This window comes from Cobetia sp. SIMBA_158, from assembly GCF_046566945.1.
GTDB classification, from domain to species: domain Bacteria; phylum Pseudomonadota; class Gammaproteobacteria; order Pseudomonadales; family Halomonadaceae; genus Cobetia; species Cobetia amphilecti.
In genome coordinates this window covers 160,728-180,022 of record NZ_JAWJYL010000001.1, presented here as the reverse complement: position 1 = coordinate 180,022, position 19,295 = coordinate 160,728, and the positions used below count along the sequence as shown (strand labels likewise).

The 19,295-nt window shown below is 64.8% G+C and carries 15 protein-coding genes and 1 tRNA gene; 9 read left to right on the top strand and 7 right to left on the bottom strand.

The features are described 5' to 3' along the window. Positions 1–4: 4 nt before the first annotated feature. The 5 genes from R2R70_RS00780 to R2R70_RS00760 all read left to right on the top strand — a co-directional run bounded on the left by R2R70_RS00780 (position 5) and on the right by R2R70_RS00760 (position 4,080). Entirely contained in the window at positions 5–1,363 is a 1,359-nt protein-coding gene (locus tag R2R70_RS00780) for an aminotransferase class I/II-fold pyridoxal phosphate-dependent enzyme (protein ID WP_410976972.1), read from the top strand. Next, the gene (locus R2R70_RS00775; protein WP_410976971.1) at positions 1,360–2,193 is read left to right on the top strand and encodes an alpha/beta fold hydrolase; all 834 of its coding nucleotides are present in this window, start codon (positions 1,360–1,362) and stop codon (positions 2,191–2,193) included. The genes R2R70_RS00780 and R2R70_RS00775 overlap by 4 nt, the downstream gene beginning before the upstream one ends. 1 nt (position 2,194) lies before the next feature. Beyond that, positions 2,195–3,049 carry a methyltransferase domain-containing protein gene (locus R2R70_RS00770; protein ID WP_410976970.1) on the top strand — a complete coding sequence of 285 codons (855 nt, stop codon included), beginning with the start codon at positions 2,195–2,197 and terminating at the stop codon, positions 3,047–3,049. A gap of 58 nt (positions 3,050–3,107) precedes the next feature. Beyond that, on the top strand, positions 3,108–3,896 hold the full coding sequence (gene bioD / locus R2R70_RS00765) for a dethiobiotin synthase (protein ID WP_279831586.1): 789 nt from the start codon (positions 3,108–3,110) through the stop codon (positions 3,894–3,896). Positions 3,897–3,995: 99 nt separating this feature from the next. Further along, positions 3,996–4,080, top strand: a tRNA-Leu gene (locus R2R70_RS00760). Positions 4,081–4,351: 271 nt separating this feature from the next. Here R2R70_RS00760 and R2R70_RS00755 read toward each other — a convergent pair. Beyond that, entirely contained in the window at positions 4,352–4,723 is a 372-nt protein-coding gene (locus tag R2R70_RS00755) for a hypothetical protein (RefSeq protein WP_410976969.1), read from the bottom strand. A gap of 134 nt (positions 4,724–4,857) precedes the next feature. Beyond that, complete coding sequence (locus R2R70_RS00750) at positions 4,858–5,244, bottom strand: YnfA family protein (protein WP_410976968.1); 387 nt, start codon at positions 5,242–5,244, stop codon at positions 4,858–4,860. A 171-nt stretch (positions 5,245–5,415) separates the two neighbouring features. Between R2R70_RS00750 and R2R70_RS00745 the strand changes: the two genes are divergently transcribed. Together R2R70_RS00745 and R2R70_RS00740 are read left to right on the top strand one after the other, a co-directional pair. After that, the gene (locus tag R2R70_RS00745) at positions 5,416–5,868 is read left to right on the top strand and encodes a nucleoside diphosphate kinase regulator (protein ID WP_153635215.1); all 453 of its coding nucleotides are present in this window, start codon (positions 5,416–5,418) and stop codon (positions 5,866–5,868) included. Positions 5,869–6,089: 221 nt separating this feature from the next. Then, positions 6,090–6,635, top strand: a complete 546-nt coding sequence (locus R2R70_RS00740; protein ID WP_410976967.1) for a DUF962 domain-containing protein — start codon at positions 6,090–6,092, stop codon at positions 6,633–6,635. A gap of 131 nt (positions 6,636–6,766) precedes the next feature. Here the strand turns inward: R2R70_RS00740 and R2R70_RS00735 are convergent, their stop codons facing one another. From R2R70_RS00735 to R2R70_RS00715, 5 genes are all read right to left on the bottom strand, one after another. Next, on the bottom strand, positions 6,767–8,596 hold the full coding sequence (locus R2R70_RS00735) for an acyl-CoA dehydrogenase C-terminal domain-containing protein (RefSeq protein WP_410976966.1): 1,830 nt from the start codon (positions 8,594–8,596) through the stop codon (positions 6,767–6,769). A 293-nt stretch (positions 8,597–8,889) separates the two neighbouring features. Continuing rightward, positions 8,890–10,095 carry a uroporphyrinogen-III C-methyltransferase gene (gene cobA / locus R2R70_RS00730; protein ID WP_410976965.1) on the bottom strand — a complete coding sequence of 402 codons (1,206 nt, stop codon included), beginning with the start codon at positions 10,093–10,095 and terminating at the stop codon, positions 8,890–8,892. A gap of 249 nt (positions 10,096–10,344) precedes the next feature. Continuing rightward, on the bottom strand, positions 10,345–11,622 hold the full coding sequence (serS, locus tag R2R70_RS00725; RefSeq protein WP_410976964.1) for a serine--tRNA ligase: 1,278 nt from the start codon (positions 11,620–11,622) through the stop codon (positions 10,345–10,347). Positions 11,623–11,753: 131 nt separating this feature from the next. Next, positions 11,754–12,119, bottom strand: a complete 366-nt coding sequence (gene crcB / locus R2R70_RS00720; protein ID WP_197738705.1) for a fluoride efflux transporter CrcB — start codon at positions 12,117–12,119, stop codon at positions 11,754–11,756. 266 nt (positions 12,120–12,385) lie between these two features. Continuing rightward, a complete protein-coding gene (locus tag R2R70_RS00715; protein ID WP_410976963.1) occupies positions 12,386–13,270 on the bottom strand; it encodes a hypothetical protein in 885 nt (294 codons plus the stop codon). Between the two features lie 427 nt (positions 13,271–13,697). Here R2R70_RS00715 and R2R70_RS00710 point away from each other — a divergent pair, with 427 nt between their 5' ends. Together R2R70_RS00710 and R2R70_RS00705 are read left to right on the top strand one after the other, a co-directional pair. Continuing rightward, on the top strand, positions 13,698–16,943 hold the full coding sequence (locus R2R70_RS00710; RefSeq protein WP_410976962.1) for an FAD-binding and (Fe-S)-binding domain-containing protein: 3,246 nt from the start codon (positions 13,698–13,700) through the stop codon (positions 16,941–16,943). 280 nt (positions 16,944–17,223) lie between these two features. After that, on the top strand, positions 17,224–19,161 hold the full coding sequence (locus tag R2R70_RS00705) for a cation:proton antiporter (RefSeq protein ID WP_107335386.1): 1,938 nt from the start codon (positions 17,224–17,226) through the stop codon (positions 19,159–19,161). The last annotated feature ends 134 nt before the right edge of the window (positions 19,162–19,295 follow it).

The following is a 19,295-nucleotide window of genomic DNA, read 5'->3' as shown; positions in this document are numbered from 1 at the left end:
GCGCGTGGCCACCGATACGCCCGCCAGCGCGCGCTTAAGCCCTCAGTCCAGCGCCAGCTTCACGCATCTGGAGGACCTGCTCACGCAGCGTGAGCGGATTGGCCGCTATCGCCGGCGCCTGACACTGGATTCCCCCCAGGGGCCCCACGTCAGCCTCGCCGGGCAGGCAGCCGATGCAGAGGCGCGCCCGCTGCTCAACTTCACCGCCAACGACTATCTGGGGCTGGCCAACCACCCGGCGCTGGTCGAGGCCGGCTGTCGCGCGGCGCGTGAATTCGGTGTCGGCAGCGGCAGCGCTCATCTGGTCAATGGCCACCAGCACGCTCACCACCAGCTGGAGGCTCGTCTGGCCGAGCTGACCGGGCGGCCACGCGCGCTGCTGTTCTCCACCGGGTTCATGGCCAATCTGGGCGTGATCGATGCGCTGGCGAGTGCCTCGCGCGAGGCCGGTCGCAGCCTCGAGATCTTCCATGATCGCCTCAATCACGCCAGCCTTCTCGATGGCGCGCGCCTGGCGTCCTCCGGCACCACTGCCGTGCGCTCGCGTCGCTTCCACCATCGCGATATCGAGGACCTCGAGCGCCAGCTGGCGCGCTCCCGGGCCGATGACAAGCTGGTGATCAGCGATGGCGTGTTCAGCATGGATGGCGACTGCGCCGATATCGCGGGCCTGAGCCAGGCCTGCGCCCGGCACGGCGCCTGGCTGATGATCGACGATGCCCACGGACTGGGCGTGCTGGGCGAGCATGGCGAAGGACTGGTCGGGCGCGACACCCCGCTGGCTGACGTGCCGGTATTGGTCGGCACCCTGGGCAAGGCGCTCGGCAGCAGCGGCGCCTTCGTCGCCGGCAGCGATGCGCTGATCGAGAGCCTGATCCAGCTGGCGCGCCCCTACATCTACACCACCGCGCAACCGCCGCATGTCGCCGCCGCTACCCTGGCGGCGCTGGAAATCGTCGCGCGCGAGCCGCAGCGTCGTGAGCAGTTGCAGGCGCGCGTGCAGCAGTTCCTTGATGGCTGTGCCCATCTGCTGGCGGGCAGTGGGCTCGCGCTCGGGCTGCCGTCAGCCGACAGGGAGGCATTCTCTGCCGCGCTGACCCCGATTCAGCCGCTGATTCTGGGCAGCGAAGCGCGGGCATTGGCCTGGAGCGCGGCACTGCGCGAGCGTGGCGTGCTGGTCTCGGCCATCCGCCCGCCCACGGTGCCCGCCGGCAGCTCGCGCCTGCGCTTCACCTTCTCCGCCGAGCACACGGCCGAGGATATCGCGGCACTGCTCGACGCTCTCGAAGCGGTACTGGCAGCGGAAAAGGCCCAGCCCCGCTCGGTTTCCCCAACCATCAGCCCAGAAGGAGTCACTCCATGACGCTGTCTCGTCTGGTGCTGTTCAGTGGCTGGGGCATCGATGCGCGCATCTGGCAGCCCTTGATCGCCTGCCTGCACGCACGCCTCGCTCACGTCACTGAGACAGATGAGCAGGCAGATAAGCAGGCAGCTGACGAGGCAAGGAGTCGCCCGCTGGAGATCATCGCGCCGGATTGGTCAGAAGAAGGCCCGCAGGCCGAGTCACGGACAGGCTCACAAGAGCCGTCCGCCTCGCAAGCTTCTTCACTGGGCGGCGCCGATACCCTGTGGCTGGGCTGGTCGCTGGGAGCCCTGCGGGCCGAGGCGCTGGCGAAGAAGCAGGCGCCGGCCGCCCTTGTCTCGCTGGCCATGGGGCCAAGCTTCATCGACCAGGCCCCATCTGAACAGATGATTCCCGCCTTGGCACCAGAGGTGTTGGACACCTTCCGCACAGCCTTCGCGCGCAACCCTGCCGCCAGCTGGCAACATTTTCTGCGCTGGCAAGCCAGTGGTGAGGCCTCTGCGCGTGACTGCCTCAGACACTTGCGCGAACTGATCGGTCGTCACCCCGTCAGTCGCGAAGCGGTGCTGGCGACAGGACTGGCGGAACTGGCCAGCCGCCAGATGTCGCTGGCACCTCAATCAGAGTTACCGCTCGAGTTCTGGCTCGGCAAGCAGGACCCGCTGCTGGCATCGGGCCTGAGTGCGGCGCTGCGCGCGCAGGGCCAGGTGGTCGCGGAATTCGAGGGCGGCCACTGCCTGCCATTGAGCGCGCCCGAGGCGCTTGCCGATGCCCTGCTTACACGCATGGGCCTCGCCACCCACGTCACGCGCATCAGCGAGGAGGCCTGAGATGTCGATTGCCGTCAGCGTGCCGCCTGCAGAGCTCGCAACACCCCCGCTCACGCCTGCCGCGAGCCGTCAGCAGGTTGCCCGCGCCTTTGATCGCGGCGCTGCCGACTACCTCACGCTGGCGCAGGCACAGCACGCCATGGCGGCCACCCTGTTCGCCTCGCTCCCTGAGCGGCTGCCGGCCGATGCCCGCGTGCTCGATCTCGGTTGTGGGCCCGGACATTGGACCCTCGAACTGGCGCAGCGCTACTCTGGGGCTTGCTGCATGGGGCTGGATCTCTCGCTTGAGATGCTGCGTGAAGCCGCACGCCAGACAAGCGAGCTTGCGAGTGGCAGCCCTGAACGCCTGCACTGGCTACGCGCCGATGCCGAGCGCCTGCCACTGGCCGATGCGAGTCTGGACCTGGTCTTCTCGAGCCTGGCCGTGCAATGGTGCGATAGCCCTCGGCAATGGCTCGCCGAACTGTCACGCACCTTGAAACCCGGCGCTCGAGCGCACATCAACACCTTGGGGCCCGGCACCCTCAAGGAAGTACGCCATGCCTGGCAGCGTGCGGATGATTCCGTGCGCCACTTCCCCAGCGCCGCCCATCTTGCACGCCATGCAGAAGCCGCCGGGTTGCGCTGCCACTGGCAGTTACGCCCGCGGATATTTCACTATCCCGATGTCGCCGCGGTCATGGCCTCGATCAAGGGCATCGGGGCACAGACCGCCAGTGGCCGGCGCCTGACACGCGCCGAGGTGCAGCAGGCCAAGGCGCGGCATGAAACGTTGCGTACCGCGAAGGGATTGCCTGTAAGCTATCAAGTCATTGAACTTGTGCTCGAAAAACCGTTCAGAATTGCGTACGGATAACACTGATACTTTGCTTGAAGGCAATTACCTGCCTCGCTCGGATACAATGAAAACTGATATGAAAACCGCGGACAGCTCGTCACGGGACACTGCTTTGCCTGCGCGAGCCGAACATGGCATCGCCGCCTTCGTGACCGGTACCGATACCGAAATCGGCAAGACCTTCATCGCCAGCGCCCTGCTGGCACGTGCTCGCCTGCGCGGCCTGACCACGCTGGGCCTCAAGCCCGTGGCCTCTGACTGCTTCGAGAATCACGATGGTCTGGTCAACGCCGACGCCCTGTCATTGCAGGCGCAGTGCGAACCGGAAGCGGATTATGAAAGCATCAATCCCTGGCGCTTCGCGCCGGCCATCGCGCCGCACATTGCCGCGCGTCAGGTGGGTGTCAGTCTCGAGGTGGCGAAAATCGCGGCGCATGTGCGGGGCCAGCAGACAAGCGCACCGCGCGACCTGCTGCTGGTGGAAGGCGCTGGCGGCTGGCGGGTACCGCTGAATGACGATGAGGATTTCTCGGACCTGGCCATCGAGCTGGGCTTGCCGGTGATTCTGGTCGTCGGGCTGCGCCTGGGGTGCATCAATCATGCGCGCCTGACGCTTGAGGCCATCGAGCGCGATGGGCTGGAGATCGCCGGCTACGTCATCAACCATCTGGAAGCGGATATCGAGGTGAGCGAAGACAACATGGCGACGTTGTCACGCACGCTGCGGGCCCCCTGTCTGGGCGTCGTTCCGTGGATGTGCGATGAAGATCTCTCCAATACACGCCACGCCGCCGAGCGCGCCGCCAGCTATCTACAACTGCCCTGCGGACTGGAATCACGTAGCGTGCATGTCGTACAGGAGTGAGGCGCTGAAGGCGCAGCGCAAGGCGGGAAAATTCAGGGGATAATCGACACAAGCGATTGACTTGAAAGGCATCACAGGTAAAATGCAGCCCTGCTTCTCGCGGAAGTGGTGGAATTGGTAGACACGCCAGATTTAGGTTCTGGTGCCGCAAGGTGTGGGGGTTCGAGTCCCCCCTTCCGCACCATCAGCAAGCCTTTGCTGATGCTCCCCAGCTGCCTCGCGCAGTCAGCAAGTCCTCCCGCTTCTGTCTGTCGTGCATGCGTCGTGTCATCTGATGCCTTCTGCACCCATCATCATCGTCAGTGCCTTCCCGTCGGTTGCTATACCCGTTTCACGCCCGCTCTCTGCGTTACTCTGCTTTGCAAACAACCTGCTCGACGCTCTCCTGCTCTGCGTTCCTCTGCCTTGCGCCCTCGGGCGATCTGCGGTGCGGCATTCGCGCGTCTAGACGAACCTCAGCGTCGTCTTAGGCTGTCCTGCAGATTGGCCAGGCTGACACGCGCCTGATCCAACAACAGCTGGCGCTCTTCACGGTCATGATGCGCGGCATGCGCCGCGGCGAGCTGCAGGTTCACGTATTCGATCCCGCTGTTAAAGCGATAGAACTCGCGACGCGAGGCCACCTGGCGAAAGGCGTCGAGCAGCGAGGGATCAAGCGCCAGCCGCTCACCACGCGCAACGTCTGGCTCCGCCTCCACCAATGCCGATCGCAGTGGTTGCACGGCCTGATTCCATTCCTCTCTGCGCGGCCGCCAGCGACCGAGCCAGAAGCCGATGAAACCGCCGATGCCAAGGCCGCCCAGCCCCCATAACCATTCCCACTGCATGCTGGTGCCTCATTGCGTCAGATCGAATCCCGAGGGTCATTGCCTCATCCTGGCGCAGTATACCCAACAATGAGCGCTCTCATGCTCAACGCCCGACATATTTAATGAAATACTAATAAACAAGCGATTTGCGCTCATTGCGCACGGGCGCCCAGCACGATGATGGCGCTGCCCGCCAGGCAGGCCAGTGTCCCCAGCAGGTCCCAGCGACTGGGCAACTGCTGCTCGACCAGCCACAGCCAGGCCACTGACGCGGCGATATAGACACCGCCATAGACGGCAAAGGCGCGCCCGGCGTGACTGACGTCGACCAGTGAAAGCAGCCAGGCGAACAGCGCCAGGCTGAGCATGCCGGGGATCAGCCAGCCGGGGCTGCGCTCCAGTTTCCACCAGGCCCAGAAACTGAAGCAGCCGGCGATCTCGGCGAGCGCCGCCAGCGGATATATCCAGAGAATCGACATCGATGAGTCTCGCGTGAGGTTGGCAGCCCTGGGTGACAGCGCCATGAAAGTTGTCGGCATCAGACGACTCCCGCACCCCGTCAAAAGCCGCTAGGATTAATTAGCGGACAATCCATGGACAATCACGGCCGATGGATTCCCTGTCCGTCTCTCCGTATTGACCAAGCCAGGATTGGCGCCGTCTTGCTGCGCATGATATCGCGCAGTGACTCGATAACAAGGAACCCCACGATGACTCGGCAACGACTGATCATCAACCGCCTGGATGCTGACCGCCTCCAGCGCCTGATCGACGCTCAGCAACACGATGATGAGCTGTCGCTTCGCCTCGAAAGCCGCCTGATCCAGGCAGAGATCGTGCCCCCCGATGACTTCCCCGAAGACCGCGTCAGCATGCGTAGCCGCCTGCGCCTCAAGGGGTCGCGCTCCGGCGATAGCGAACTGACACTGCATTACCCTACCCCGGAGGATGGTGAGTGCATGTCGCTGCGCAGCCACCTGCCGCAACCCGAAGAGCAAGAGACCTCACTGGCGCTGTGCATCATGTCACCACTGGGCATCGCGCTGCTGGGAATGGCGGTTGGCGAGCAGATCACGCTGCCCCGGGAAGATGGCCAGAGTGACGTCATCCGCCTGGAAGCCATCCTGCATCAGCCGGAAGCCTGCGGTCAGTTCCATCTCTGAAGGGCCAGGGCCACTTGATTCACGCCTGAAAAGCGCCGGGTTCGACAGTCAGCCCTGTGCTGACACAGGCTGGCAGCGTGGCAATACGCTACGCTGACAGGAGCCAGCAGGGTTGCCGGACCCTGCTGGCTCACGCCATTGCTCCTTGACATAACACGCCATCGATCCCGCTGCGCACCTGCGCATGCGGGCATTTTCAATGTCTGTCTGGAGAATGCCTCATGGGTATATTATCGCACCCTCATATCAAGACATCCGCCCACCGGCGTCTACATGAAGCACTCGAGCACTACGCGGCCAGTCATCAGCATCGTGAGAACATCCGCATGCATCTTGTCTGCGTGCCGGTCATCTTCACTGCCAGCTTGATCCTGCTGTGGAGATTGCTCGGGGGGCAGGGGCTATCGAGTGAACCGGGGCTGGGTGTGTGGATGCTGCCCGGTGGCGTGGTCACCCTGGCGGTCCTGGCCGTCTATGCGCGCTTCTCCCTCAGGGTACTTGGCGTGATGGCCGTCTGGGCCCTGGCAAGCCTGGCGCTGATGTTCGTGATGCTCGGGCTCAACTGGCCGGTGACACCGATGATGCTGGCAGCCTTCGTGGTCGCCTGGATCGGTCAGGTCGTCGGCCATCGGATCGAGGGCCGCAAGCCGGCCTTCCTCGATGATCTGCGTCAGCTGCTGATCGGCCCGCTGTTCGTGCTGGTCGAGCTGTTCCCCGCCATGCGTGACTGGCTGCTGAAGCAGGATGAGCCGACCGAGCGGTCATGAGCGGCCAGTGGGCATGCAAGCTTGCCGACACGGCCCGATGGACAGGGATTCCGACAACACAAAAAGCCCAGCGACCTGACACGGTCGCTGGGCTTTTCCTATGACGCTACTGACGGTCACGGTGTCTTGCGTCATTGCTCCGGCGCGAAATCCTCGAGACTGAAGGCCATCAATGGCGCTGCGCCAGCACTGATCTGAGCTTCCAGAGCGACGGCGCGCGGCAGCACGCGTGCCACGAAGTACTCCCCGAGCGCCAGCTTGCGGCGATAGAAGGCCTCACCGCTGTTACCCGCTTGCGCCAGTCCACGCGCCGCAGCACGCGCCATGCGCAGCCACAGATAGCTGTAGACACACAGCCCTGCCAGGTTGAGGTAGTCACAGGCCGCTGCGCCCAGCTCTTCCGGGTTGTCATCGGCGCGGGCCAGCAACTGCTCGGACACTCGCTCCAGGCGCTCAAGCTCCGTCTTGCAGGCCTCGGCGAACGGGCGGGTCTGGGCGTCGTCGGCCTGACGCTCAAGCTCGGCTCGCACCAGGGCGGCAAAGCTCGCCACATGGCCGCCACGGTTGCGGTAGAGCTTGCGCCCGACCAGATCCATCGCCTGAATGCCGTTGGTGCCTTCGTAGATCATCGCGATGCGTGCATCGCGCACGTACTGCTCGGCGCCCCACTCCACGCAGTAACCATTGCCACCATAGAGCTGCTGCGCCATGACGGTGGCATCGAAGCCACGGTCGGTCAGCAGCGCCTTGGCGATCGGCGTCATGAATTGCACCAGCGCATCCGCGTCGGCCTTCACCGCGTCATCGGCATGATATTTGACGCGGTCCAGCTGCTGGCCCACGAAGACGGCAAAGGCGCGCCCGGTCTCGTTCCAGACGCGCACCTCAAGCGCCATGCGGCGCACGTCAGGATGCACCAGAATCGGGTCGGCCGGCTTGCCAGGCGCCTTGGCGCCTGTCGGTGCCCGGCTCTGCAGGCGCTCGGCGGCGAAGTCCATCGCGCTCTGATAGGCCACCTCGCCCAGCCCCAGCCCCTGCAGGCCGATGGAGAGACGCTCGTAGTTCATCATGGTGAACATCGCCGCCAGCCCCTGATGCGGCTCGCCGATCAGCACGCCTTCGGCACCGTCGAAGTTCATCACGCAGGTCGCGCTGCCCTTGATGCCCATCTTGTGTTCGATGGAGCCACAGCTGACCGCATTCGGCGTCGTCGGCTGGCCGTCGGCATCAAGCAGGTGCTTGGAGACCAGAAACAGCGAGATGCCACGCGTGCCCGGCGGCGCATCCGGCAGCTTGGCGAGCACCAGATGCACGATGTTGTCGACCATGTCGTGCTCGCCGCCGGTGATCCAGATCTTGGTGCCGGTGAGGCGATAGCGCGGCAGCCCCAGCAGCGGGTCATCGCCCTCGAGGGGTTCGGCACGGGTGCGAATCAGGCCGAGGTCCGTGCCGCAATGCGGCTCGGTCAGACACATGGTGCCCAGCCAGTCGCCGGCATACATGCGCGGCAGAAACACCTGCTTGACGGACTCCGGCGCGTGGCTGTCCACCGCCAGACAGGCACCGGCATTCAGTGCCGGATAGAGCGCGAAGCTGGTATTGGTGGCGTAGAGCATCTCTTCAAACGCCACGGTGAGCATCTTGGGCATGCCCTGACCACCGTATTCAGGATTGCCGCCCAGTCCCATCCAGCCGCCTTCGGCGAGCACCCGATAGGCCTCCTTGAAGCCCTTGGGCGTCGTGACGTGGCCATTCTCGAAACGCGCGCCCTCGGCGTCACCGCTCAGGTTGAGCGGCAGCAGCTCGGCCTGGGTCACGCGCGCACCTTCCTCGAGAATCGCCTCGGCCAGCTCGACATTCACCTCTTCGGTGGCTGCCATGCCCGCCCATTCCTGCTCGGCGGCGAACACCTCATCGAGAATGAAGCGTGCATCCTTGAGTGGCGCCTGATACTTGGCCATATCACTGTCCTCACTGACTCATGTGCTTAGGGCTTTCGCGAAAGACTTGCCTCTCACCCCGTGATGAACGACGGGCTTCGCTCAGCAGAATTCAAACGATTGCTTGAAACAATAGGCGCAATCAGATGCCACGTCATCTCGACCTTGGCCCAAGAGCCGCCCGGCCATGCGCCAGCACGATGATCAGGCCCGCGACAACCAGTCCAACAACGCAAGACGCCGCCCCGGGGTTACCGAGGCGGCGTCTTGTCACTGCTCATGGCGCTGCTTTTAGCGCTTTCGCTACGGTCGCTCTAGACCGATACCACATTGGCCAGCGGCGTCGGATGCTTGCCATCTTCCCACCCCAGGCTGCTGTTGGCATTCGGTGAGAACCACTTGAGCGAATCGTGCAGCTTGACCACATCCCCGACGATGATCAGCGTCGGCGGCTTGAGGCCCTGACCGGCGATCTGCGCCGGCATGTCGGCCAGCGTTGCCACATGCACACGCTGACGCGCGGTGGTGCCCTGCTCGACCAGCGCGATCGGCGTGGACGCCGCCAGACCATTGGCGATCAACTGCCCGCAGATCAGCCCCAGGCTGCCGAGCCCCATGTAGAAGACCAGCGTCTGGGCCGGACGCGCCAGCGCCTCCCAATCCAGGTCACAGCTGCCATCCTTCAAGTGGCCGGTGACGAAGCGCACCGACTGGGCGTGGTCGCGATGAGTCAACGGGATACCCGCGTAAGCCGCGCAACCGGAAGCCGCCGTGATGCCCGGCACGACCTCGAAGCTGATGCCGGCACCGGCCAGGGTCTCGAGCTCTTCCCCGCCGCGCCCGAAGATGAAAGCGTCACCGCCCTTCAAGCGCACCACGCGATGCCCGGCGCGGGCGTAATCCACCAGCGCCTGATTGATGCCTTCCTGGGGCACGCTGTGATCGCTGCGCGCCTTGCCGACATACAGGCGACGCGCCTCCGGATTGGCCAGCGCCAGAATCTCGTGACTGACCAGGCGATCATGAATGATGACATCGGCCTGCTGCAGATGGCGCAGCGCCTTGAGCGTCAGCAGCTCCGGATCGCCCGGCCCCGCGCTGACCAACGCCACCTGGCCATGCGTGCCCGTGAAGCGGTCCTCCTCCTTCACGGGCAACACCGCCTCGCCGGCCACCAGGCGCGGCGGCAGGCGAACGCTGGAGTCCCGGGGGTGGCTCGGCGCGAACACCATCACGTGCTGCTCGCGCGCATGACGCAGGATACCGCGATCGCGCCCTTCGCTGCCGGTGGCGACCAGCCATAGCTGGCCGGGGGCCGGCACGGGCAACAGGGTATCGGCAACCTCCCAACCTTCACGACCACACAGGGCCTCCAGCATCGGCATGCGGGCATCGCCGTAGACACACAGGTCTGCACCGAGGCCGGCGAAACGCTCGGCCAGCGCGACAGCCTCCTGGCCGCCACCGATCAGGCACAGCTGGAGACGTGAGGGGTCACAGGAGAGATTGAGAAATTCCATGGGGCACATCCACAAACGCGGCGAGGCTGGGGAGCAGCCTTCGATGGGTCGCATTTTAGAGCATAAGAACCACTCTCTAAAATAACCAATAAGAATAACAACCCTGATGCTACGTTGTAGTCGCGCAGAGGGAATAACGAGTGGTGCGATCGGGCGAGGCCTCTGTCTCCGCGATAAACGAAGGCCCCCGCTTCCATGGGAAAGCGAGGGCCTTGTTCTACGAGAATCCACTACGGCGATTCACGCACCTCAGAAGTTGATGGTTTCCACCCCGCCCATGTAGCCACGCAGTGCCTGCGGCACAGTGATGGAGCCATCGGCGTTCTGATGGTTTTCCAGCACGGCGACCAGGCAGCGGCCCACGGCCAGACCGGACCCATTCAGGGTATGCACCAGCTGCGGCTTCTTCTGACCTTCGACACGCACACGCGCCTGCATGCGGCGCGCCTGGAAGTCACGGCAGTTGGAGATGGAGGAGATCTCGCGGTAGGTCGCCTGGCTCGGCAGCCAGACTTCCAGGTCATAGGTCTTGGCGGCGGCAAAGCCCATGTCGCCAGTGCACAGGGTCACGGCACGGTACGGCAGTTCCAGCGCCTGCAGGATGGCTTCGGCGTGGCCGCGCATCTCTTCGAGGGCTTCGTCGCTCTTCTCCGCCGCGACGACCTGTACCATCTCGACCTTGTCGAACTGGTGCTGGCGAATCATGCCGCGGGTATCACGGCCATAGGCACCGGCTTCACTGCGGAAGCACGGGGTATGGGCGGTGAACTTGAGCGGCAGACTGCCGGCGTCGATGATCTCGTCGCGCACCATGTTGGTCAGCGGTACTTCGGCGGTCGGGATCAGGAAGAAATCACGATCGTCGTTGAGCTTGAACAGGTCTTCCTCGAACTTGGGCAGCTGGCTGGTGCCCATCAGGGAGTCGCGGTTGACGATATAGGGTACGTAATATTCTTCGTAGCCATGCTCCAGCGTCTGCTTGTCGAGCATGAACTGCACCAGTGCACGGTGCAGGCGCGCGATGGAGCCATGCATCACGGCGAAGCGTGAACCGGTGATCTTGACCGCCAGCTCGAAGTCCAGCTGGCCCTTGAGCTCACCGAGGTCGACGTGGTCGCGCACGTCGAAATCGAATTCACGGGGCGTGCCCCAGCGGTGCAGCTCGACGTTGTCGCTTTCGTCAGCGCCTTCCGGCACTTCGGCGTCCGGCAGGTTCGGCAGGCTGGCCGCCATGGCGTCGGCCTTGGCCTGCAGCTCATTGAGCTCGGACTTGGCGGCGTCGAGACGCTCGCCCAGATCACTGACTTCTGCCAGCAGCGGCGCGATGTCTTCGCCGCGTGCCTTGGCATTACCGATGGACTTGGAGCGGGTGTTGCGCTCGTTCTGCAGGGATTCCGTCTCGACCTGCAGGTCACGGCGGCGCGCTTCCAGCGCGGCAAAGGCTTCGGTATCCAGCTGATAGCCACGACGTGCGAGGCGCTCGGCAGTCGCTTCAAGATCAGCGCGCAGAAGTTTCGGGTCCAGCATGTGGGAAGGCTCTCTCGTCGGATCACTCAGGCCGCATCGCGGCGCGGAAAGGTTATGCGCACTAGTCTACCTCAGCCATGCCCTGCTTCGCAGCCGCCCAGGCGACAGGAGGACGCGCCCGGGCACGGGAATCACAACAGGACGCGTGCGATCTTCATGCCCAGCGCGACCATGCCCAGACACGCCACCACACTGACGGCGACATAGACCAGCCCCGCGAGCATGCGTCCGCTCATCATCAGGTTGAGCGCCTCGAGGGCAAAGGTAGAGAAGGTGGTGAAGGCGCCGGTGAAGCCGGCCACCATGATCGCCTGCCAGACGGGAGCCAGCTTGAGCTCCTGGGTCACCCAGATGAACAGGAACCCCATCAGGCAGCTGCCGATCAGATTGACGCCGAGGGTCCCCCACGGGAAACCACGCCCGGCGGCGCCGACGATCCAGCCACTGACAAGATACCGTCCCAGCGCCCCGATGGCGCCGCCCGCTGCTACTGCCAACCAGGTTCCCATGTGCCTTGTATGCCCCGTGCTCGATTCAATGCGAGTGAGCGCTGGGCAACGCCATGGATCGGCCGCCAGCCACTCTGGCACCCGAGGGTGCCGCCTAGTGCTCCATTGTAGGAAAATCGCCAGCCACGGGGAATCCACGACTCACGAAAGGCAGGTTGAACAAAGCACGACACCCGCGATGCGCCTCCTGACCAATGGGCATCGCGGGTGGCTGAGGGTGGCTGAGAGCGGAAGACATCAGGCGGCAGAGCGCCTCATTCACTGCCGGGGGACGCACTGCCCTGCTCGATCTCCGCGCGCAGTTGCTCCAGCACATGCTGCCATTGGCGATGCGCGCCTTCCTTGCCCCCCAACTGCTCCAGGCCACGTGCCGTCCAGGTGCCGGGGGTGCCGATACGCGAGGCAAGCTCGCCGGGCGGGGTATCGGGGTGGGCTTCCATCAAGGCCAGCGCATCACGCAACTGCGCCATCAGCAACAGGCGCGCCTGGGGGCCGCTCATGCCGGGCACCGTCTGGAACCAGTCGAGCAACGCCTGCTGTTGCGCCATCTGCCAGGCATTCACGCAGACCGCCAGCATGCTGGCCTCGAAGGCCGCTTCATCATCGAAGGCGATGATCTGCCGGACCGCCGGCCCGAGCAGGTCGCGCGTCAGCGGGTCTTCCGGATAGAGCGTGAGGGCGCTCTGCCCTTCACAGACTGCCAGCCCCGTCATCACCCGCACCACTCGCGCCGGCGCGAACCAGCGCTGCAGCTGCTGCAGTGGCACACCGGCCGCCAGCACCATCAGGTGATGGTCCTTGCTCAGTGCGTGGCTTTCACGCAGTTCACTTGCCAGTGCCTCGAGCTGCTGTGGCCGCACTCCGACCAGCAAGCACAGGCTCGATTCACACACCGCGACGTTGCTTACGTGTCGGATGGCACCGAAACGCCAGCCCAGACGGTGACTGCGCACGTCGTTGCGCGGCGAGAGGTGGAATTCCAGATCATGCCGCGAGCGGCCTTCGCGCTGACAACCGCGCGCCAACGCGACCAGCAATGACTCCGCCAACTCCCCCACCCCCAGCACTCCCAATCGCGTGGGCGGCTGGCGAGACTCGCGATGACAGGTGGAGGTCGAGGAATAGGTGGACGATGCCATGAGCTAACTCCTGATGACTCAGCGGAAGAGGGAAGACAGCTTCAGAGGAAGAAACGGAGGGGATACGCCATGACGGCCTGCCTGAGAGGCGCAAGATTGGTGCATTGCTTGTGCATTGGCAGCCCCGCAGGACATCGGCTGACCTCCTGCCTTGCGATGGCTGACGGTACCACTGAAGCGGCGACTGACGCCTGACAATCGCTCTCGGCGAGCGCGCATCATCCCCCTTGTTGCTTGCATTCAGGCGCACACGCCTTGCTTTGATGACTCCTCACAGCGTAGTCATTCCTCACTCCTTTCACCCGAATTCCCGTCTTGCGAGTGACGCAATGCCGCGCTGGGCTGGGGCCACACGCCCAGCTCAGGTAAGCTTAGGCCCATTGGCCCTGGATGCCTGCCTGACGCGACTCACTGCCCGAGCGAGATCATGACCGAACGCCTGCTGGATATGCCCGCCCCCGTCGATTCCCTCTATCTGGACTTCCTGGCCGCCCTGCGAGATGCAGGCTTTGCCGGTGACATCAGTCCGGACTATGCCAACCGCACCGTGTTGTCGACCGACAACTCGCTCTATCAGGTGCTGCCTCAGGCCGTGGTCTACCCGCGCCATGCCGAGGATGTCCAGCGCATCGCGCGCCTCTCCCACGAGCCACGCTTTTCGGGCGTCACCCTGGCGCCACGCGGCGGCGGTACCGGCACCAATGGCCAGTCACTCAATGACGGCGTGCTGGTGGATGTCTCGCGGCACATGAACCGCATTCTCGAGATCGATGTCGAGAACCGCCGCGTGCGCGTCGAGGCCGGCGTGGTGAAGGACCAGCTGAATGCCGCGCTCAAGCCGCATGGCCTGTTCTTCGCCCCGGAGCTCTCGACCTCCAACCGCGCCACCATTGGCGGCATGATCAATACCGATGCCTCCGGTCAGGGCAGCTGCGAATACGGCAAGACGCGTGACCACGTGCTGGCGCTCGACAGCGTCCTGCTCGACGGGACACGGCTGTCGAGCCATGCCATCGACGACACCGAGCTCGAGACACTGTGTGCACGTGAGGATCGCGTCGGTGAGATCTACCGCACCGCACGCGCGATCGCCGATGAGCGCGCCGAGGAAATCGCCGACATCTTCCCGCCGCTCAACCGCTGCCTGACCGGCTACGACCTCGCCCACCTGCGCGAGGCCGATGGGAGTTTCAACCTCAACAGCCTGCTGTGCGGCGCCGAGGGCACGCTGGGCTTCGTGGTCGAGGCCGAGCTGAATGCGCTGCCCATCGCGCCCTGCTCGACGCTGATCAACCTGCGCTACGCAAGCTTCATGGACGCACTGCGCGACGCCAAGGCACTGATGGCGGTCGAGGGCAATCGCCCGACCTCCATCGAGACGGTGGATGACACCGTGCTCAACCTCGCCATGCAGGACTTCGTGTGGGACAGCGTCGAGGAATTCTTCCCGGCCAGCGCCGAAGGCACCCCGGCCATCGGCGGCATCAACCTGATCGAATTCAATGCCGACAGCGAAGAGGTGCTGGATGCCAAGGTCCGCGCCTTCAGCGAGCACCTGGCCAGCGATACCAGCGTCGAGCGTCTCGGCTTCACCGAAGCCCGCGGTCGCGCGCAGATCGGTCGTGTCTATGGCATGCGCAAGCGCTCGGTGGGCCTGCTGGGCAATGTCGACGGCGAAGCCCGCCCGCTGCCCTTCGTCGAGGACACCGCCGTCCCTCCGGAGCATCTGGCCGATTACATCGCCGAATTCCGCGCCGCGCTGGATGCCCGTGGCCTGCGCTATGGCATGTTCGGTCATGTCGATGCCGGCGTGCTGCACGTGCGCCCGGCGTTGGACATGAAGGACCCCGCCCAGCAGGCGATGATCCGCGAGATCTCCGATGAGGTCGCCGCCCTCACCCACAAGTACGGTGGCCTGCTGTGGGGCGAGCACGGCAAGGGCGTGCGCTCCGAGTACTCGCCTCGCTTCTTCGGCAGTCTCTACGGCGCGCTGCAGGACGTGAAGGCAGCCTTTGACCCGCACAACCAGCTCAATCCGGGCAAGATCGCCTCCCCGCGCCTGTCAGTGGCGCTGGTCGACGACGCTGGCACGCGTGACGCTGGCGCCAGCGAAGGGGGCAGCGAAGGGAGCAGCGAAAGCGACAAGCGTGATCACGCTGACAGCGCCGTCGAAGCCTTCGATCCCCGCTTGATGCGCATCGATGACGTGACCATGCGCGGCCATCTCGACCGTCAGATCGATGAGCGCGTGTGGCAGGAATACGCCAGTGCCGTCTACTGCAATGGCAATGGCGCCTGCTACAACTACGACCCCAACGACGCCATGTGCCCGTCGTGGAAGGCGACCCGCCAGCGCATCCACTCGCCCAAGGGACGTGCCAGCCTGATGCGTGAGTGGCTTCGCCTGGAAGGCAACGCCGGTCGGGACGTGATCGCCGAGGCCCAGGCTGCGCGTACGCCGGGCCTCAAGGGCACCGGCATGTGGCTGGCGCGTCTGCCGGCGCGCATCAGCGCCTCGCTCAAGGCGCGCCGTGCCGGCACCGCACAGACTGAGGGTCAGTCTGACGCCAACTTCGACCAGCAAGTCTACGACGCCATGTCCGGCTGCCTGGCGTGCAAGTCCTGCGCGGGCCAGTGCCCGATCAAGGTCAACGTGCCCGATTTCCGCAGCCGCTTCCTTGAGGTCTATCACCATCGTTATCAGCGTCCGCTGCGCGATTACCTGATCGGCAGCCTCGAATTCGTGCTGCCGTGGGCCGAGCGCGTCACGCCGCTCTATAACGGCCTGCTGACCAACAAGCTGGTCAGTCGTCTGCTGGAAGGCCCTATCGGCATGGTCGATGCGCCGCGCCTGTCACGCGCCAGCCTGCGCAGACAGCTCAAGAGCTGGGGCGTGTCCGAGGCGACGCCGACCCAGCTGGGCCGTCTGACCGAATCCCAGAAGGCCAGAAGCGTGATCCTGGTGCAGGACGCCTTCACCAGCCATTTCGAGGCCCAGCTGGTGATCGACATCATCGAACTGCTGTCGCGACTCGACATCCATGTCTTCGTCGCGCCCTTTGCCCCCAACGGCAAGCCGCTGCAGGTGCAGGGCTTCACCGGCGCCTTCCAGCGTACCGCGCGTGCCCAGGCCGAGCGTCTCAAGGCGATCGCCGACTTCGGCGTGCCGCTGGTCGGCATCGACCCGGCGATGACCCTGACCTATCGTCAGGAGTACGTGAAGACCCTCGGCCCGGACGCGGTGCCCGATGTCCTGCTGCTGCAGGAATGGCTGATCAGCCTGCGCAAGCTGCTGCCGGTCGGCGTCACCAAGACGGTGCTGGGCAAGATGGACCCGGGCATGAAGCTTCTGAGCCACTGTACCGAGAGCACCAATGCCCCGGGCTCGGCCAAGGCCTGGCAGCAGGTCTACTCCGCCTTCGGCCTCAAGCTCGAGACCATCGCCACCGGCTGCTGCGGCATGTCCGGTACCTACGGCCACGAAGCGCGCAGTCTCGAGACCTCGCGTGCCATCTATGACCTGTCGTGGAAGTCCGTGGTCGAAGACGACGCCAATCAGGGCAAGCTGGTCGCCAGTGGCTACTCGTGCCGCAGTCAGAGCAAGCGTTTCTCGGGCAGCCAGTTGCCGCATCCGCTGCAGGCATTGCTGCCGCTGCTGCGTCGCGCCCAATGAGTGATCGCGTCTGCTCGACGCCATCACGTGGTCACGACAGAGAAAGGAAATGAGGAGAGCGCGATAAGGCAACGCGACGTTGCATACCACGGAATCAATCGCTAGGCTGCGCCCTTTCGGCCTGCCGCGCGGCAGCTGAGTGGCCCTTGCCCCTGCTTCAAGCCTTTGCAGACCAGCAGGGGCAAGGGCCACTGACAGACGGCTGAGACACAACGAAACGATGAGCGGTGACCGCAACAGTGGCACCGCTCATTTTCGCTGACTCCAAGGAAGACACCCGATGACCGAACCTGCTCTGGCCCTGACCCTGATCGGTCTGATGGCCCTCGGCTGCCAGTGGCTGGCCTGGCGCATGCGTCTGCCCGCCATCCTGCCGCTGTTGATCGTCGGCATCCTTGCCGGCCCCGTCACGGGCTGGCTGAAGCCGGATGAGCTGCTCGGCGATCTCTTGTTCCCGCTGGTCTCGCTGGCGGTGGCGGTCATCCTGTTCGAGGGCAGCCTGACGCTGGACTTCAAGGACCTGCGCGGCCATGGCCATATCGTCAGGCGGCTGGTCACCACCGGCGTGGTGATCACCGGCGTGATCGGCACCGTGGCCGCCCACTATCTGCTCGACATGCGCTGGGAGATGGCCGCCGTGCTCGGCGCCCTGCTGGTGGTGACAGGTCCGACGGTGGTGATGCCATTGCTGCAGACGCTGCGCGCGCGCGGCAACCTGACCCAGATCCTGCGCTGGGAAGGCATCATGATCGACCCGGTCGGCGCGCTGCTGGCGGTGCTGGTCTATGAGTACGTCGCGCTCGGCATGACCGGCAATGCGGCCTCGCATACCCTGTTGCTGTTCGCCCAGACGGTGGGCCTCGGGCTCGGCATGGGGGCACTGGGTGGCTGGTGCTGGGGGCTGGTGCTGCGTCATTTCTGGCTGCCGCAGAAGCTGCACAACTTCGGCACCCTGATGGTGATGCTGGGGCTGTTCGCCATCTCCAACACCCTGTTCCATGAATCCGGCCTGCTGACCGTCACCGTGATGGGCGTGTGGCTGGCCAACATGCGCGGCGTGCCGACCCAGCAGATCATCGAGTTCAAGGAGACCCTGACGGTTCTGCTGATCTCGGGACTGTTCCTGCTGCTGGCGGGACGCCTGACCGTCGAGCAGCTGTCCCTGCTGTCGTGGCCGGCGTGGATCTTCCTGGCGGTATTGATGTGGGTCGCACGCCCCCTGACGGTCTGGCTGTGCACCCTGGGCAGCGGGCTGACGCTGCGCGAGAAGGCCCTGCTGGCCTGGCTTTCACCGCGCGGCATCGTCGCGGCAGCGGTCGCCTCGCTGTTCGCCCTCAAGCTCGAATCCCAGGGCATCGAGGGCGCCGAGATGCTGGTGCCGATGACCTTCCTGGTCATCATCGGCACCGTGGTAGTCCAGAGCCTGCTGTCGCGCCCCATCGTCAAGGTGCTGGGCGTCGGCGAGCCGCCGCCCTCGGGGTTCCTGATCCTGGGCGCCAACTCGGTGTCGCGCCAGGTCGCCCGTGAACTGGTCGATGCCGGCTTCTCGGTGCGCCTGACCGATACCAACTGGGATGCCGTTCAGGAAGCGCGCATGGCGGGCCTGCCGGTCTACTACGGCAATCCGCTCTCCGAACATGCCGCCCAGCATCTCGAGCTGACCGGCATCGGCCACCTGATGCCGCTGTCACCCTATCGCGAACTCAATAGCCTGGCTGCGCTGCACTTCGAGCACATCCTGGGCCACGGGCGTGTCTTCCGGCTCGCCGAGGACAACGGCAAGAATGCCAAGCGCCAGCAGGACCAGGCGCTGGGGCATCTGCCGCTGCTGTTCGATGGCAAGATCACCTATGCCAAGCTGGCGAGCCTGCTCTCTCAGGGCGCACAGTTCCGGCGTGCCCGTATCACCGAGAGCTTCAGCCTCGAGGATTACCGCAGGATTCATGAAGAGCGTCTGCTGCCGCTGTTCTGCATCAGCAGTCAGGGTCGCATCCGGATCGCCAACACGGCCGTGGCGCTGGAGCCCAAGGCCGGCGAGACGCTGATCAGCCTGATCCATGCCGACTCGCCGGAGCTGAACAAGTCTTCCCAGCCCAGGACCGACAAGGCCGAAGCTCCCCAGGCCGACAAGGGCGCGGGCAGCAAGTCCTCACAGACGCCGCCGGGCTCGGGGTCAGGCCCCCTGCCGGCCAGTCGTCTGCCGGGCGCCGGCACCTGACAGCAGGCATAGTCAGCATCACGTCGGAATATCACGACGGAAGGCACGAGGCTCGCCTATGGCGGGCCTCGTGCGTGTTGACGCAGACACGCCTCGTGCGATTCACAAAAAATCCGTCAAACGTTAGTGGCAGA